Source organism: Megalodesulfovibrio gigas DSM 1382 = ATCC 19364, assembly GCF_000468495.1.
In the GTDB taxonomy this organism is placed as follows: Bacteria; Desulfobacterota; Desulfovibrionia; order Desulfovibrionales; family Desulfovibrionaceae; genus Megalodesulfovibrio; species Megalodesulfovibrio gigas.
The window spans coordinates 513,174-528,464 of the sequence record NC_022444.1; the positions used below are offsets into that span (position 1 = coordinate 513,174).

Annotated in this window: 10 protein-coding genes; 4 read left to right on the top strand and 6 right to left on the bottom strand. The window is 61.2% G+C overall.

The window, feature by feature from the left end; all coding sequences use genetic code 11:
- The first annotated feature begins 332 nt into the window (after positions 1-332).
- Genes DGI_RS02250 through DGI_RS02265 form a run of 4 tightly spaced genes read left to right on the top strand, consistent with a single transcriptional unit; the run spans position 333 to position 7,288 of the window.
- Positions 333-1,904 (top strand): DNA cytosine methyltransferase, encoded by a 1,572-nt coding sequence (locus DGI_RS02250; RefSeq protein WP_021759020.1) that lies wholly within the window; start codon positions 333-335, stop codon positions 1,902-1,904.
- On the top strand, positions 1,901-3,922 hold the full coding sequence (locus DGI_RS02255; protein WP_202961830.1) for an ATP-binding protein: 2,022 nt from the start codon (positions 1,901-1,903) through the stop codon (positions 3,920-3,922). Before DGI_RS02250 ends, DGI_RS02255 begins: the two co-directional genes overlap by 4 nt.
- Entirely contained in the window at positions 3,922-6,306 is a 2,385-nt protein-coding gene (locus DGI_RS02260; RefSeq protein WP_021759022.1) for a Z1 domain-containing protein, read from the top strand. The genes DGI_RS02255 and DGI_RS02260 overlap by 1 nt, the downstream gene beginning before the upstream one ends.
- Entirely contained in the window at positions 6,299-7,288 is a 990-nt protein-coding gene (locus DGI_RS02265) for a PD-(D/E)XK motif protein (protein ID WP_021759023.1), read from the top strand. The genes DGI_RS02260 and DGI_RS02265 overlap by 8 nt, the downstream gene beginning before the upstream one ends.
- A gap of 40 nt (positions 7,289-7,328) precedes the next feature.
- Here the strand turns inward: DGI_RS02265 and DGI_RS02270 are convergent, their stop codons facing one another.
- From DGI_RS02270 to DGI_RS02295, 6 genes are all read right to left on the bottom strand, one after another.
- Positions 7,329-9,176, bottom strand: coding sequence for a UvrD-helicase domain-containing protein (locus tag DGI_RS02270; protein WP_021759024.1), 1,848 nt, complete (start codon positions 9,174-9,176; stop codon positions 7,329-7,331).
- Positions 9,177-9,180: 4 nt separating this feature from the next.
- A complete protein-coding gene (locus DGI_RS02275) occupies positions 9,181-11,154 on the bottom strand; it encodes an ATP-dependent nuclease (RefSeq protein ID WP_021759025.1) in 1,974 nt (657 codons plus the stop codon).
- A gap of 178 nt (positions 11,155-11,332) precedes the next feature.
- Positions 11,333-12,502 (bottom strand): Fic family protein, encoded by a 1,170-nt coding sequence (locus DGI_RS02280; protein ID WP_021759026.1) that lies wholly within the window; start codon positions 12,500-12,502, stop codon positions 11,333-11,335.
- A 108-nt stretch (positions 12,503-12,610) separates the two neighbouring features.
- A complete protein-coding gene (locus DGI_RS02285) occupies positions 12,611-12,931 on the bottom strand; it encodes a hypothetical protein (protein WP_021759027.1) in 321 nt (106 codons plus the stop codon).
- 27 nt (positions 12,932-12,958) lie between these two features.
- Positions 12,959-15,085 carry a zincin-like metallopeptidase domain-containing protein gene (locus DGI_RS02290; RefSeq protein ID WP_021759028.1) on the bottom strand — a complete coding sequence of 709 codons (2,127 nt, stop codon included), beginning with the start codon at positions 15,083-15,085 and terminating at the stop codon, positions 12,959-12,961.
- A complete protein-coding gene (locus DGI_RS02295) occupies positions 15,072-15,290 on the bottom strand; it encodes a hypothetical protein (RefSeq protein WP_021759029.1) in 219 nt (72 codons plus the stop codon). Before DGI_RS02295 ends, DGI_RS02290 begins: the two co-directional genes overlap by 14 nt.
- Position 15,291 lies beyond the last annotated feature (1 nt).

Below are 15,291 nucleotides of genomic sequence, written 5' to 3' on the forward strand. Positions count from 1 at the left end.
CATTAAGGTTGCTGGATTCCTGTTGGGCACCCTGCGCAGAAAGTGATTATAATTTTAGAAAAAATTCGCTCTTCGCGCAAGGAAGGATGATGCTGCAATCAGAGTGTCCGACTCATACCTGCCACCGCCACCATCCCACTCACCCTTTGACGTCCAGCGACCGATGGAAGTATATCTGACCGGCCGGCCGGAGGGTGGTCCCACCGCCAGGCACCCTCTTGTTGCGGCATCCATTTGGCATGACTCAATATCACGGACTTCGCTTCAGGGTTCGGCAGGTCAATTCAGACAGGTATCACCGTCTCCGCTTTTTCATTGTCCAGGGCAGGCAAATGTCAGGCAAATCTTCATCCCGCATCATCGAAAAGAAGACCCGACGTCTGCTGGATGGCGGTTCACCCAGGTTCATGGACCTGTTCGCGGGGTGCGGCGGGATCTCGCTGGGGTTTCTCACGGCCGGCTTCACACCGGTGGCATCGGTGGAGTTCGACAGGTGGGCCGCCGCGAGCCACGGGGCGAACTTCGCGGCCGCCAGCGCTGGTGCCAACCCCGGCCGGCACCATCTGGCACGGGACATCACGGAGGAGGATCCGGCATCGATCCTCGCCGACCTCGGGGTTTCCGGCAAGGTCGAGGACCAGGTCGACGTGCTGGTCGGCGGTCCTCCCTGCCAGGCCTTCGCCCACGTAGGCCGGGCCAAGCTCAGGCACGAGGCACGACGCCTGCAGCTCGTTGACGCTGAGAACGCCTTCCTTGTGGATGGCAGGGTGAACCTGTGGCAGCGCTACATGCACTACGTGCGCCAGACGAGGCCCGTGGCACTGCTGATGGAGAACGTGCCCGACATTCTCAACCATGGCGGCACGAACGTGGCCGAGATGGTCGCGGGAAGCCTGCGTGCCGAGGGGTATCTGGTCGCGTATACCCTTCTCAACGCGGCATGGTACGGCGTGCCGCAGACCAGGGAGCGCATGTTCCTGATCGGCATCCATGAATCGCTCGGGATCCAGCCCGTCTTCCCGGCTCCCACCCACCATGCGGTCCTTCCGCCGGGGTATGAGGGCACCAGGGCGACGGCCAGGAAGCATCTCGCAGCCACCGAGGGACACAGCCACCTCTGGATTGACGACCCCGCTGCCGGCGCAGGCTTTCCGGCAGCGACGAGCGCCTGGGAGGCGCTGGCTGACCTGCCGCCGATTTTCGCCCTGCGGGACCTGGAGGCAGGTATCCTGAAACGGGGGCGCAAGGATCCGGAGGAGCCGTGTCCGTACACGACAGCGGCTCCCGGCAGCGCCTGGTCGCGCCTGATGCGCCACTGGCCGGGATTCGGGACGGAAGACCGCACCACCGGCCACGTCATCCGGTATCTTCCACGGGACTACAAGATCTTCAGGGTGATGGAGGAAGGCTGGCAGTATCCCGAGGTGTGGCACTACATCGAGGAAAAGCGGAGGGCACTCGAGCTGGAACGCCTGAAAAACCGCCTTCCGACAGACAGAAGAACGGCCGAGGGGAAGGCGTTCCACCGCGACTGGACGCTGCCCTATGATCCGAGGAAGTTCCCGAACAAGTGGTGGAAGCTCTGCCGGGACCGGCCGGTCAGGACCCTGATGGCCCACCTGGGCAAGGATTCCTACAGCCACATCCACTTCGATAGCGAGCAGGCCAGAACCATCTCCGTCCGCGAGGCCGCGAGGCTGCAGTCATTTCCGGACGGATTCGTCTTCAAAGGCTCCATGAACCCCGCGTTGCGCCAGATCGGGAACGCCGTACCGCCACTTCTGGCATACGCCATCGCCATGGCCATGCGGGAATCGATCGGCTGCCAGGCCATCGAGGACATCCGCGTCGGGCTGCTGGGGCTCGACCCCGCGCTTGTCCGGACAACGGCAGGGAGAAAATGATGCGCTTCGTCATCCTGAGACTTCTCAGGCACAACGAGCTGGGGATGTTCCATTCGTATCGACGCCTGAACAAGGAAGGATCAAAGCAACGCGCCATCAACTTCGACGGCGACGTGGTGGATCGCGTCTTCCCCGCGGCCAGGGATGACGACGCCATCGAGCTCGACCTGAAATACGAGACGGATCACGGCGTCGAGCTGAAGTCGCATCGCATCAAGCGCCAGGAGAAGAACTGGCGGCTGGAGGGAAACTGCCCCCAAGACAGCCTCTATGATTTCGTCGATCCGGGATGCCTGTTCGCCATGGTGGTGGATGCGGGGACGAAACCGGCAACGGGAGCCTGGGCCGTCTACCCAGCCGATCACGAGGTGACGCTGGCCATCACCTCGCACGCGGAAAGCAGCCAGCTGACTGCGCAATCGATGATAGCCCTCTACGGCAGCGAGGGCGGGTACACCCTGGACCTGCTCTGCGCCTCCAAGCCGGAGCTATTCGGTGCGCCGGTATCGGTACTGGCAACGCCGGCAGCGGCGGGCAGGACAGCCGATTCGGGGCCGGTGCATCTTCCCCCCAACCCCAGACGACTGGTCAGGATCCTGGCCTCGGTAGGCCATTCGCTGCCAAGCGCCGTGGCCGACATCGTGGACAACTCGATCAGCGCCGATGCAACGGAGATAGACATTGTCTTCCGCGAGCCGGACCAGGGCCACGGACGATGGATGGCGATCACCGACAACGGCCGGGGGATGGACCGGCAACAGCTTGCCGAGGCCATGCGAATCGGCAGCATCACCGAGTACGAGGAACGGGATCTCGGGAAGTACGGATACGGGCTCAAGGGAGCATCCTGGTCGCAGGCCGAGAGCTTCACCGTCGTGACCAGACAGCAGGGCGAGGCTCCCCATCACCTTTCCTGGGATGCCGAGACGATGGACAACTGGGAGGCGAGCAGGGCCGATCTGGAGTCGTGGATCGCCCGGGTGATTTCGCTGGGAGACCATGGGACCTGCGTCTTCTGGCGGGACATGCGTCCCCCGCGGCACACCTCCGCAAGCCGCGGGGTTGAGCCGTATACTGCCGAGATTCGCGACCTGAGCCGTCACCTCGGCCTGGTATTCCACCGCTTCCTGAATGGGCATGCCAGGGGCCGGAAGGCCGTGACGATCCGGATCAACGGCAACGCCGTGGCCCCGAACGATCCCGTCGGCCACAGTCTGGCCACGGCCTACGACAGGAAGCCGATCAGGGTTCCCACCGCCACCGAGGACGCTTACGTCGACGTGCAGGCATTCCTCCTGCCTTCCGAACAGGAGGTCAAGGAGCTTCACGAGGTCGATGCCGAGGCAGCCAGGAGGGATCTCGACCGGCTGGGCATGTTCGGCCGGCGCAACGAATCCCAGGGCCTCTATCTCTACCGCAACGACCGGCTCATCCAGTGGGGCGGGTGGCACGAGATGTGGACAACGAACGACGAGAAGACGAAACTCGCGCGGGTTGTCGTCGACTTCGGCAGCGCCCTGGATGACCAGTTTTCCGTGAACATCAGCAAGCAGAAGGTGGTGCTCCCCCAGCAGGTTCAGGAGCACATCAAAAGGCTTGCCGACGATGCCCGCAAGGCCAGCCGCCGGAAATACCTTGACGACAGTCCCGTCAAAAATGGCCGCCCCAAGACACCGAAAGGGAACGGAAAGCCTGCTGGGCCTCAGCCTGCAAATCCTGGCAACGCGAATCCTGGCGGCACAATGTCGCCGACCGTCGTGGTTGCCGGCGGAAACCAACCCCGACCCGAGCCGGTGATGCCGGTGCGCAAGGTGCGCAATGCGGACTTTTCCTGGAAGATATCGAGAAGCATGACCGGCCAGGAAGAGATTCAGGTCAGCGAGAGCGAGACCGACCTGCAGGCCCTTTTCGATTCCGTGAGCGCCAACGAGGAGGCCCTCGCCCGCCTGGCCGGCTTTCTGAGACGGCTGGACAAGGCCGGCGTGCAGGGTCTGCTCTCGAAAGGGAACACGGCCTGATGCGCACGGTCAGAATCACCGGAACCGTGCCTTCGAGCCGTCGTTGGACCGACCGGATCGGGGCCGGGGAATGGTATCACTGGTCCAGGCACGAGCGGATGCTCCGGACCAAGCCGAACTGGCGTCCCGAACAGGTCGATTCGGTCGCCGCGGAATCGTTGCGAATCCTCGGGAAACTGCCCGATCCCTGGCGCGAGCACCCGTTCCAGGCCCGCGGGCTGGTCGTTGGCTATGTCCAGAGCGGGAAGACCGCGAACTACACCGCGCTGGCAGCACGCGCCGCCGATGCCGGCTACCGGATCGTCATTGTCCTGTCCGGCATCCACGACTCCCTCCGCAACCAGACGCAGAATCGCCTGGAACGCGAGCTCACCGGTCACCAGGACGGCGGGGTCGGCCCGGCTGAAATCGGTCGCGAGTGGATCGCCCTGACCACGCCGGTATCCGATTTCCAGAACCAGGACGTTCGCATCCTGCAGGGTACGGCCCCCTTTCTGATCGTCGCCAAGAAGCACATCAGGGTCCTCATGAAGATCGACGCCTGGCTGCAGGATGCGGGGCGGTTCCTGGAAACCATGCCCGTCCTGGTCATCGACGACGAGGCGGACCAGGCCTCGATCAATACCGGCGGCAACCGGGATCCCGGACTGTGGGACGATGACGAGGCGGAGGACGACGACAGCGCCCCCTCGCGGACGAACGCGCTGATCCGGTCCATTCTCGGCCGGGCACCCATGGCCGCCTATGTCGCGTACACGGCAACCCCCTTCGCGAACATCCTCGTCAACCCCTCGGCAAGCGACCGGGAGTTCGGCATCGACCTCTTCCCCAGGGACTTCGTGATCCAGCTTCCGCGTCCCGCCGGCTACACGGGCACGGAGGAGCTCTTCGGCGTGTCGGCCCAGGAACGGGACGTGCTGCGGATCATACCGGAATCCGACGTCAGGATGCTGAAGGGAGCCCCGCGGCGAAGACGCCGGTCGCGGTCGGAGATCGTGGTGACCGGGGAGGAGGCGACCCTGCCGGCCAGCCTGACCGATGCCCTCCTTGCCTTCTGCCTCGCCGGTGCCATCCGCGAGCTTCGCTGCCGGCAGGACGGGCGGACGCTCCCGGCTCATACCATGCTGGTCCATGTTTCCATGCGGAAGGACGACCAGGCGCGGGTCGCCGATCTGATCACCGAGCAGATCGACCTCTGGCGATCGGCCCTGGAACAGGGCCAGAGCCTTCATGGGACCATGCGGGAGGCCTGGGTCAGACAGCGGCCCGGGATCGAACCGCCGGATGACGATGACGTCATCATCAATGACGCCATTGCCGTCCTCGGGAGGCTGGCGGTATCGGTTCTCAACAGCGACACCGGGGAGGAGCTCGACTACGAGGAGAATCCCGGCCGCCATCTGATTGCCGTCGGCGGCAACAGGCTCTCGCGGGGCCTGACGCTGGAGGGGCTGACTGTCAGCTACTTCCTGCGAACGGCCTCTATGTGCGACACCCTGCTGCAGATGGCGAGATGGTACGGCTTCAGGCTCGGATACGAGGACCTGATCCGCATCTGGACCACCGATGGCATCGCGAGGTGGTTCGGCGAGCTGGCCCTGGTCGAGCAGTCCATGCGCGATTCCATCCAGGCCCTGGAGCTTGCCGGCCGCCGGCCTGACCAGATGGCCATCCGCATCCGCGCCCACAGCGACCTTCTCCTGACGGCCAGGAACAAGTCAGCCATGGCCACCAGCATGTGGGACTCCTGGTCGGGTGATCACCCCCAGACCGTTCTTTTTCCGCTGGATGAGCCCTCCCGGCTGCAGCACAACGTTGAGATCACCGACGCACTCCTCGGTCGGGTTGCCCCTTCGATAGCCGCCCATGGCGGGTGGATGGCCCACGATGTCTCACCCGGGATCATCGCCGGCTACCTGTCGGGCTACCAGGTGCACGACGAGGCCGTGGCCTTCCGCCCGGCCGACCTGGCGCGCTGGATCCTTTCGCGGGCAGCCAACAGGGAACTTGCCGACTGGACCGTCTTCGTGGCCAGCCCCATGGATCGCAGGACCGTGACCCTGGGTTCGCTGGAGCTGGGGCTGGTCGAGCGCCGTCGCATCAGTTCGCACTCGATCGGCACCCTGCTTGATCCGAGGCATGAGGGGGTTGACCTTCCTGAGGGGCCGTCGGCCTATCGCCGGCCCGGCGGCTCCCTTGACGCGGAAGCCATGCGCAGAGCCCGTCCCGTCACCAGGGGCCTGATGATCGTTTACCCCCTCGATCCCGTGCCGCTGGGAGTCGCGGACAGGGTTCCCGCCGTCATCGGTCTGGCCCTGAGCCTGCCGTTCACCACGGATGCGGGGACGGAATGGGTGGTCAACGCGGGGGTTGCGGATGTCTGACGCCCCGACCCCATCCATCTGGGCCGGGCTGCGTGCCGAGAGGCCGGCGCATGACGATGCCCTGGCCACGGCACCTGCCGGAACCATGCCCGATGGCCGCGAGATTCTCTACGGCATCGACCGCCGTTCCGATCTTCACCTGCTGATCCCGGTCGACGGCGGCCCTCCCGGAGACATGCCGCAGGACCTGCAGGGGCTTCGGGGCCGCCACCGTCTCGTCGAGGGCCAGCGCCACTGCTTGGATCTCGTGGCCGCTGCCGCCCACGAGCGTCTCTTCTCCCCCCTGGTCGGCGAGGTGCTGACCGCCGTGCTCGACCAGAACCGCTCGCGATGGAAGGCGGTCAACTCCATCATCCGTGCCTGGCAGTCGGCCTGGAAGCCCACCATCCCCGAGATGAGCAAGGCGGTCCAGGTCGGCCTGTTCGGCGAGCTGCTGACCCTCAAGGAGATCATGATCCCGGCGCTCGGCCCGGAGTCGATCCACAGCTGGAGCGGCCCGGATTCTGAGCGGCACGATTTCGTCGGCCCCGCGGTGCACCTGGAGGTGAAGACCACGCGCAAGGACCGGCATGTGCATGAGATCTCACGGGTCGACCAGCTCGATGTCCCCGAGGGCAGGAGGCTCATCCTCGTCTCGATCCTCCTCGAGGAATCCGCCGCGGGGACAGAGTCGGTTGCCTCGAAGATGGACGAGATCATCGACCTAGTCCGCGGAGATCCCGCCGCGTCCGACGAGTTCATGGCCAGGATGATCCGGCTCGGCTGGAACGAGGAGCTGCGGCGCTCGGGCCAGCTGCTGCACTTCCACCTCCGCGGGTCGCACATCTACGAGGTCAACGACCTGTTCCCCCGCCTGCCAGCCGGGTTCGTCCCTCCCGAGGGCGTGGTGGCAATCCGCTATACCATCGATTTGACCAATCTGCCGTTTCTTGGGGTTGATGATGCGATCGAGGTTGTGCGAGGCGGATGCTGCCAGGATTAGCAAGCTTACCTCGCGGGTATTCATGAAGTTGCAGTCTGCCTTAAGGAATCAACTCTTGTCCCCTAATGCGAAGCAGACCGACTGGTTGCAGCAGTCGCTCAATCCAATCCACCGGTTGGCCACGTCCCGAACAGAACGTGAAAAAGGCTCTCTGTCGAGCTCTCGTGAACGCGACAAAAAATGAACTCAGCTCCTCCTTGCGGTTTTGTCTTAGACTCCACCATGTTTGATTGTCGAGACCGTAGAAAATCATCGTATGGAATTCCAGCCCTTTGCTCTTATGAATTGTCATCAGCACAACCTGGCCAAGACCTTCGAATTCGTCGAGCAATGTCGGCCAGTCCGTGCCAACTGACGCACATTCCTTAAGCAATGTAATAATTCCGCCCCATACTCGATCAAAGTCCTGTTGGCGATTGTATTGCGGGAAGGCATTCCGAATTGATTCAGGTCGAATAGAACCAAGAACAGTAAGCGCCACGGCCTCGGCGATGACATCCGTTGGCTGGCAATTTTGCATGGTTGCCCGCAAAGTGCGAACCATGGCGTCCAAGCGCCGATGCAGTTTCTGCAATGCCTTATCGTCTTCTGAGCCTATTGCCTCCAAGAACTGAAGGTTTCGTACGGTGGCCTCCCAATTTTCGGGGCTGCGAGTGGTGCTTCCCAGGCGCAAAATTGGAAGCAAAATTTGTGTGAGCTCCTCGCTCAACACGTCCTGTATGGAAATACCACCGATATCCCGCGCGAGGTTTCTCAGTCGGAGGCCTTTCTGAATAAATGCCAGAGAGAGCTTTGCTTCGATCTCCTTGGCGCGCATTCGAACAAGAACTGCTGTTTTGTGCGGTTCCACGACGTTATTCTCTACTTCCCGGGCAAGCCATGATGCCAGCATCTCGGCCTCTTGAGCCTCCGTGTCAAATTGCCAGATGGCGGCGATTTCGCCCCCCACCGTACGCTTGGCTCGCGCAACAGGAGTTACGACATTCTGATCAATTTGCCTTGCAATCACATGCTGAATGCGGACAAGCTCTTTATGAGAACGCCAGTTGCAGAGCAATTGGATACGGCATGCATCATGGTCCGTCGAAAACCTCTGAAAGGCATCGGGCATGGCTCCTGCCCATCCCATAATGCGTTGCTTGTCATCTCCAACAGCTGTCATGTTCGGGCTTGCTCCATGAAATGCTGCTCGGAGCAACTCATACTGTGGCCCGGTGATGTCCTGAAATTCATCGAGAAAAATAACTGGGTAGGTTATCTGCAAGGCACGTCGAATAAATACGTTCTCCTTCAAGAGCAACAACACAAGCCGCTTGATCATAGGAAATGAAAGTAGGACCTCGCGCTGGTATTGCGACTGCCAGTACGAGCGTACCGCTCGCACATTGAGGTCATCACCTTCGAGTGGCAAATCTGTTGTAATGACCAGTGACTCAAGCTGCTGTGCATTGACATACGGGATATTGTGTTCCTTTATTGCTTCCTGATAATCTTTCTGACCCGGCATTACGATGCGATAGTCAGAAGGAGGCTGGAATTCTCCCGGAATGGCTGCCCTGAAGCGATCAAGCAGCCCCTTTGCAAACGCGTCGAACGTAAATGAATGGAAACGCCTCGCCTGCTCGGGAGTACAACGCTTCTCCAAACGCATTGTAAGGTTTCGAGCGGCATCGCGCTTGAAACTGATCGCCAGAATCCGCTTTGGGGAGGGGCAAATTCCAGTTTGCAAGAGGTAGGCCGCTTTCTGGGCCAGGAATTCCGTCTTGCCGGCTCCCGCTCCTGCGGTAACCAGAACGCACCGAGAGGTCTCCCTAAGGGCCTCCCAGGCTCCCGGCTCAAGGTCTTCTACGCCCTGAGGCCTCCAGTCAGCAGGATAAACGAGGCTCATGGGATTATTCCGGAAGGCTGAGCGCCTGACGGATAGTGGCAATCAATCGTTTGAGTTCCTGAGGCGCATTGCGTGCAAGCTCCTTGGGGGAAATTCGGGTAAGGGCTGCAATGTGGGTCTCAGGCTTGCTTCTGCTTAGGAACAGATACGGGTACCAGGAGAATTTTTCATCGTAGCTATCGTCATAGAGGTCCGGGTTGCCATTCTCCTTCAGTGACATCTTTATCTTATTAGCTACCGCCTTTTCGCCCATGCGCGGCCCTCCCCCACCAGGGTTTGGAACCCGGTAGGCTTCTGGAAAGGCGGAGAGCATCGCAAAATCGAGGTCAAGGGGATGGGAGAAAAAAACGTTCTCCTCGGCGAGCGCCTTGATCCAGTCATGGCCGTTGTCTAGCAGCTCTTGATCATGCAATGTGCCTAGGGCGTCAGGGTCTGCCGACCCAAAGAGCACATGATCATTTTTCGACAAATCAACCCCATTTTCTTGCAGGGCAGCTACGATGCGTTGCACCGTTTTTGCGCCGCCATGCTGACGCCCAAGGTCCAGATCAAGAAGCGTTGCGTATGGTATGCCTAGCTTCGAAAGCAGTTTCCAGAAATGATCGACAAAACGACCACCGAGCGGAACTATTGGAACGAATGATGGATCAAGTGGTACCCCCATGGCCTCGGCAATTTTGGGAATCACAAGTCTCTCCGAATCTCCCTCGCCCAGCACCACGAATCGTGCAAAATAGAGCTCCGGGTAGGCTTTGACTGCGAGTCTGACATACTTGCTTGCCTCCTGATTATCTTTCGGGAGACTTAGCTTGCGCACGACAGCCTGCCGTTTATGGCGATTGAGACGGAAGTAGCGAACCTCTTCAGGCTCGATGCGACTCATGATCGCTGGCGAGTGACTCGAAAGCATGACCTGGGCGTTTGGCATTGAGCCGATCTCTCTGCTCTGTGCAACAATGCGGGAAAGGAAAAACGGAGAAAGGTTGTTCTCAGGCTCCTCGATGGCCAGAAGCGTCAACTGAGTCCGGTGCAGTTTGTCGTGCTCAAAGGCGCATTCATCAGCAAGCTGGCTACAGGCCTCCTTTTCAGCTTCCAGTGCGGCGGCAGTCAAGGCAATGTGGAACAGCGACCGCTGGCCGTCGCTTAGATCAGCCATTTTGCGCTCGCGCCCTTCCTCGTCTGGCATAAAAATGAACTCGACCTTTCGCACCAGCTCCTCAAGTTTGCTGTCTACAAGTCTGAGGCCTGGCGTGGTGTCGGTGTCAGCCTCGTGGAGTTGTCGCCACCGTTCCGTGAGGTGGTGTATTATGAACCGCAATGGCTTTTCTTTTTCAAATAACCATTGTATCTTTTCAGCATACCACGAACTCTGTTTCCGGAACTTCTCGGACCAGCGGGCTGCCTGCCAAAGACGGCCCTTCAACAAATTCGCTACCTGACTTGATGCATCACGTGTCGCTGGAACATATATAAGCTGGATGGCTCCCCGATCGAAAGCCTGAACTCTGGGGCAATCTTCCCACTTATACTCGTCGCTGAGGGTCGTTATCCATCGCACGTCTGTATCAACATTACCATCATAGGTGCCGTCATCAATCCAGGTTGCGCGGAGTTGCATTCGCAACTTGAGCGGCTCGCCAGGGGCTGAAGCCACCATTTGTTGGAAATATTCCGGAACAGCATCAGCTCGTTCATCGGGGTTGCCTTCTTCAAGTTCCGGAAAACCAAAGATCGCCTCAATGGACAGAGTTGCATCAGACTCCAATTCTGTGCAATTTTTGCCGATATGAAAATCGCGCCGCTGCACGGTTCGTTGGGCTTGTGTCACCCCAAACAGCCTGGAAAGAGCCAAAAAGCACGCGGTTTTTCCAGAACCGTTGCCGCCGACAAACGCGGTAACACCATCCTCAAAATGTATGGCTTTCGGCTTTGGCCCGAAGCACCGGAAGTTACATATGCGAATTTTTTCAAGCTTCATCAGTTTCTCACCGCAATGAAATGATGGCACCGAACAACCAAGCCAGCCAGCATTTCCCTCTATGCTTAGAGAATAAAGTAAAGATTGACAAATTCCAACAGGCCTCAGGGAGGAATTCCCCTTCATTCTCTATGAGTTTCATCGGTATACTCCAGTCCGGCGTATGTCTCGTTTGGTCTTACTTCCCAGGCAGCTCCGTCCCCCGCCCCATAATCTCCACATACTTTCCATAGCTGAACACCCTGTTCCGCCTCTGCGCCGTGAGTTCGCGCACGATGCCGAGGCTTTGCAGGTGGGCAAGGGATTTGTTGACCGTGGCTGCGGTGAGGCCGGTCTGCGCCACCAGCCAGCCAGCCGTGGCGATGGGGTGCGCCAACAGCGTCTGGTGCACCTGAAGGGCGGAAGGTGCGGCACGACCGAGGGTGGCGATCTCCAGGCGGTCCGCAGTGGCGAGACCGTTGATCTGCCGGGCTGTCTCCACCGCCTGCGAGGACGTGACGATGACCGCCTCGGCGAAAAAGTCCAGCCACGCCTCCCAGTCTCCGGTCAGGCGCACGCCATTGAGCAGCTCGTAGTAGTACTGCCGGTGCGTCTTGAAATAGAGACTGAGGTACAGCATTGGCAGCTGCAATACCTGCTGCTCGCAGAGGAGCAAGGTAATGAGCAGGCGGCCGAGGCGACCGTTGCCATCGAGGAACGGGTGGATGGTCTCGAACTGGACATGCGCCAAGGCGGCCTTGAGCAGCACCGGCGTCGGCTCGGGCTGGTCATGCAGGAAGAGTTCAAGCTGGCCCATGCACTCCAGGACGCGCTCGGCTGGTGGAGGCACGAAGGCGGCGTTGCCAGGCCGCGTGCCACCAATCCAGTTCTGGCTGCGCCGGAATTCGCCCGGAGACTGCGCCGCCCCGCGCCCTTTGGCAAGCAACACCCCGTGAATTTCCTTGAGCAGTCGCAGGGAGAGCGGGAAACCCTCGGCCAGGCGGCGCAAGCCATGATCAAGCGCGGCGACGTAGTTGCTGACCTCGCGGACGTCGTCGAGAGGGACGCCCGGCTCCTGATCCAGCTCGAAGAGCAGCAGGTCCGAGAGCGACGACTGCGTGCCCTCAATCATGGACGAGAGCACCGCCTCCTTGCGGACATACATATACAGAAAGAGGGAGGTGTCGGGCAGCAACGTGGAGACGCTATCCAGCCGGCCCAGCGCCAATAGCGCCTGGTCGAACTTGTCGCGCAGCTGCGGAGCCCAGTCGATGGGCGGCCGCGGCGGCAAGGGCGCGGGTACAAAGGCCTGGACCTTCTCGCCGGCGGTGGTGGTCGTCTCGTAGTGGCCCTGGAGGTTGCGTTTCATAAAGGCGGCGCGAGGGTAAAATAAGGATCAAGACTGTTTCAGGAAGACTGCGGTATCTAAAATAGCGTGCTGGCTTGTTTTAGGCAAGGCTCCCCGTGCCGAGCAACATTATTTCTGCCGGGTCAATCTCTTCCCATTGGTCAGCAACGAGTCGTCGGCCTTCACGTGCGAGAACTGGACTGTACCGACACCGTTGGAGACGTGAAGGACGTCTCCGCTGAGGGTGGCGGGGAATTCCTTGGGCTGCTCCTTGCCGCGAAGCATGACGAGAATGAAGGAGTCGCCATTGCGCTTGATTTCAATCGAGTAGACCTTGCTGCGCCACGAGCCGATGAATTCTGAACCTTTTCTTGCAGTCAGGTTGTCTTCACTGCATCCGCTCATGAAAATGAGGCAAAGCACCAGCATGATCGGTATGAATTGCCGCATCGTTCACTCCTTGCAACTGACATGAAGTTACAGTTTCACGCCATTCTCTTGCGTCTTCGCCCGCGGAGCCTTTGCCTTTGCAATCCCTTGCTGCAGATCCCTCCTCACGGCCTCCAGTCCCCTCGCTTGGTGCAGGTCGTTCCAGTCCGTCAGCCCCCTGGCCTTTTCCTGCGCCGAGGATTCCGGCGCGATGACCTTACCACCCACGGCCTTGGCGGCGCGGGTGGCTTTTTCGAGGCCCACGTTTGACGACAGAGCGTGGTCATTGTCGGCCATGAGCAGGATGGGTGCGGTGGGGTGCCTGTCGCGCAGAGCCTGAGCCACGGGGGTGAGGTTGCCGGCGTCGAAAGCGGCGACTGTGGGCAGACCGGTAGATTGGTGGATGCTGGCGGCCGTGGCAAACCCCTCGGCGATGCAGATGGGGGAACTCGGGTCCTTGCTCAGCATCCCGTCGGGGTCAATGAGGAAGAACGCGCCCTGTTTGCGGCTGCCGGGCTCGAAGCGCTTTCCTTCGGGGCCGATGGTCTGGATGGTTTGGATAGTGCCGTCGATGTCGCAGCCGGGGACGAGGAGACGGCCCTGCTCGTCCATGCGCGTGCCCAGGGGCGGGATGCCCTTGGCCTCCAGATAGGCCTGTTCCGGCGAGGCCGGGGCAGCGCGGTCGAAGGTCTCGCGCGCACGGGTCGCGGCCCTGGCGTGCTGTTCCTGCAAGGCGACCTGCCGGGCCTCGCGGCGCTGGGCGGCCTCGGTCTGGAGAGCTGCCTTTTGCTCGGGCGTCAGGACATGGCCCGTGGCCTTCCAAATCTGTTTCTCGCCGGTCTTGTGGTTCTGGATGAAGCCGGCCGGGACGCCGTCCAGGTGGCCCTGATAGGCCCCGTCCGGTTTATGAGACGGGCCGTTGAAGAGCGGAACGCGATGGATCTGGCCGTCCATGATCGGATCGCGCCCGCCAAGATCCAGGCCGGCCTCCCGCAGGGCCTGGCCGAATTCCGCATGCGGCGACAAGGTCGGCTCTACCGCCGGGACTTGCTCCGGCAGCCAAGGCTTCAGGGGCGCGAGATCAACGCCAGCCGGGGCAAACCAGAGCTTGGCCGCAGGATCCCACTTCGCGCCCAGGGCCTTGGCCTGGTTCTTCTGACGATAGGGCACCGCCAGGAAGGTCTTTTCCACTGCGAGCTCCGCCTGTTTGGACTTCTCTGGGATGTTGGACTCCAATGAGACATCCGGCGCGGGCCGGTCCTGCTGGCGTGTCTCGATGTGCTTCTGCTGCTCCAGTTCCATGACGAAGTGCTTGATTTTCTCCGCATCCCGACAGGCGCGGACGATTTCGAAGGAGTCCTCCTTGAGGATCGAGACCCAGGAATCGACGTAGGACAGGTGCTGGCCGGGATCGTGGCCGATGCCCAGGTCCTGACCGAGCATCCAGGAGGCGATTTCCGCGCGCAGCTCCTCGCGGGCGTAGGTCTGGGAGCCGAAGGGGCCGTATTCCCGGTCCAGGCGCGAGGGATGGCCCGTCCAGTGGCCAAGCTCGTGCAAAGCGGTGGCGTAGTAGCCGTCTGCGGCGGGGAACTGCTCTCGGGGTGGCAGTTCGATGCGGTCCTTCAGGGGGCTGTAAAAGGCCCGGTTGCGCTGATTGTGCAGGATTTGCGCGCCGGAATTGGCCAGGATTGCCTCGGCCTTCTGGTGCGGATCCCAGGCATGGGCCACGGTCTTGGGGTCGAAGGGCGGCACGTCGCCGTCCAGCTGGCTGGCGTGGAAGACCGAGGAGAACCGGATGATGGGTCGCGCCAGCTCGACTTCCTGCGTCAGGGGTGCGCCGTTGTCGCCGAGCACCGGCTTGCCGTCGCCATCCAACACCCTTTCTTCCTTGGAGAACTGCCAAAAGACGATGGCCTGGCTTTTCTCGCCCTTGTGCACGCGGCAGTCCAGGGTATTGGCCTGATTGAGGGTCATCCAACGTGGGTCCTCGAAGCCACGGCGGGAGAGCATGACCCGGTTGATGCCCTTGTAAATCGTGCCCGAGACGGGATTGAAGGGCGCGTGCAGCGTGCCGGCCTGCCAGGGCCGGACCCAGGGCGCGGTGCCCTTCTGCAGGTCCTCGATGATCTGGGCGGCGAAGGTCTCGTGGAAGGGCGGCTTGTCAGCTTTCGCCATGGTCCCCACCTTCCTCGCTCATGACCTCATCACTATCATCCAAGTCCTCCAGAGCCACTGCGTCTTCGACGAACGCGCCCATGCAATCGGCGACGTCGGGATCCACGGGCACGCCCATGGCCGGGTCGGCCGAGGCCTGGCGGTCCACCATGCGGGCCGCGGCGAGAAGGCGATCTCTTTCCTGTTTTTCTTCACGATGCTGCATG

Bases quoted from the DNA above. Each gene is read 5' to 3' on its own strand.
- DGI_RS02275 (WP_021759025.1), bottom strand. From the start codon at position 11,154: ATGAAGCTTGAAAAAATTCGCATATGTAACTTCCGGTGCTTCGGGCCA.
- DGI_RS02255 (WP_202961830.1), top strand. From the start codon at position 1,901: ATGATGCGCTTCGTCATCCTGAGACTTCTCAGGCACAACGAGCTGGGG.
- DGI_RS02285 (WP_021759027.1), bottom strand. From the start codon at position 12,931: ATGCGGCAATTCATACCGATCATGCTGGTGCTTTGCCTCATTTTCATG.
- DGI_RS02265 (WP_021759023.1), top strand. From the start codon at position 6,299: ATGTCTGACGCCCCGACCCCATCCATCTGGGCCGGGCTGCGTGCCGAG.
- DGI_RS02270 (WP_021759024.1), bottom strand. From the start codon at position 9,176: ATGAGCCTCGTTTATCCTGCTGACTGGAGGCCTCAGGGCGTAGAAGAC.
- DGI_RS02260 (WP_021759022.1), top strand. From the start codon at position 3,922: ATGCGCACGGTCAGAATCACCGGAACCGTGCCTTCGAGCCGTCGTTGG.
- DGI_RS02250 (WP_021759020.1), top strand. From the start codon at position 333: ATGTCAGGCAAATCTTCATCCCGCATCATCGAAAAGAAGACCCGACGT.
- DGI_RS02280 (WP_021759026.1), bottom strand. From the start codon at position 12,502: ATGAAACGCAACCTCCAGGGCCACTACGAGACGACCACCACCGCCGGC.
- DGI_RS02295 (WP_021759029.1), bottom strand. From the start codon at position 15,290: ATGCAGCATCGTGAAGAAAAACAGGAAAGAGATCGCCTTCTCGCCGCG.
- DGI_RS02290 (WP_021759028.1), bottom strand. From the start codon at position 15,085: ATGGCGAAAGCTGACAAGCCGCCCTTCCACGAGACCTTCGCCGCCCAG.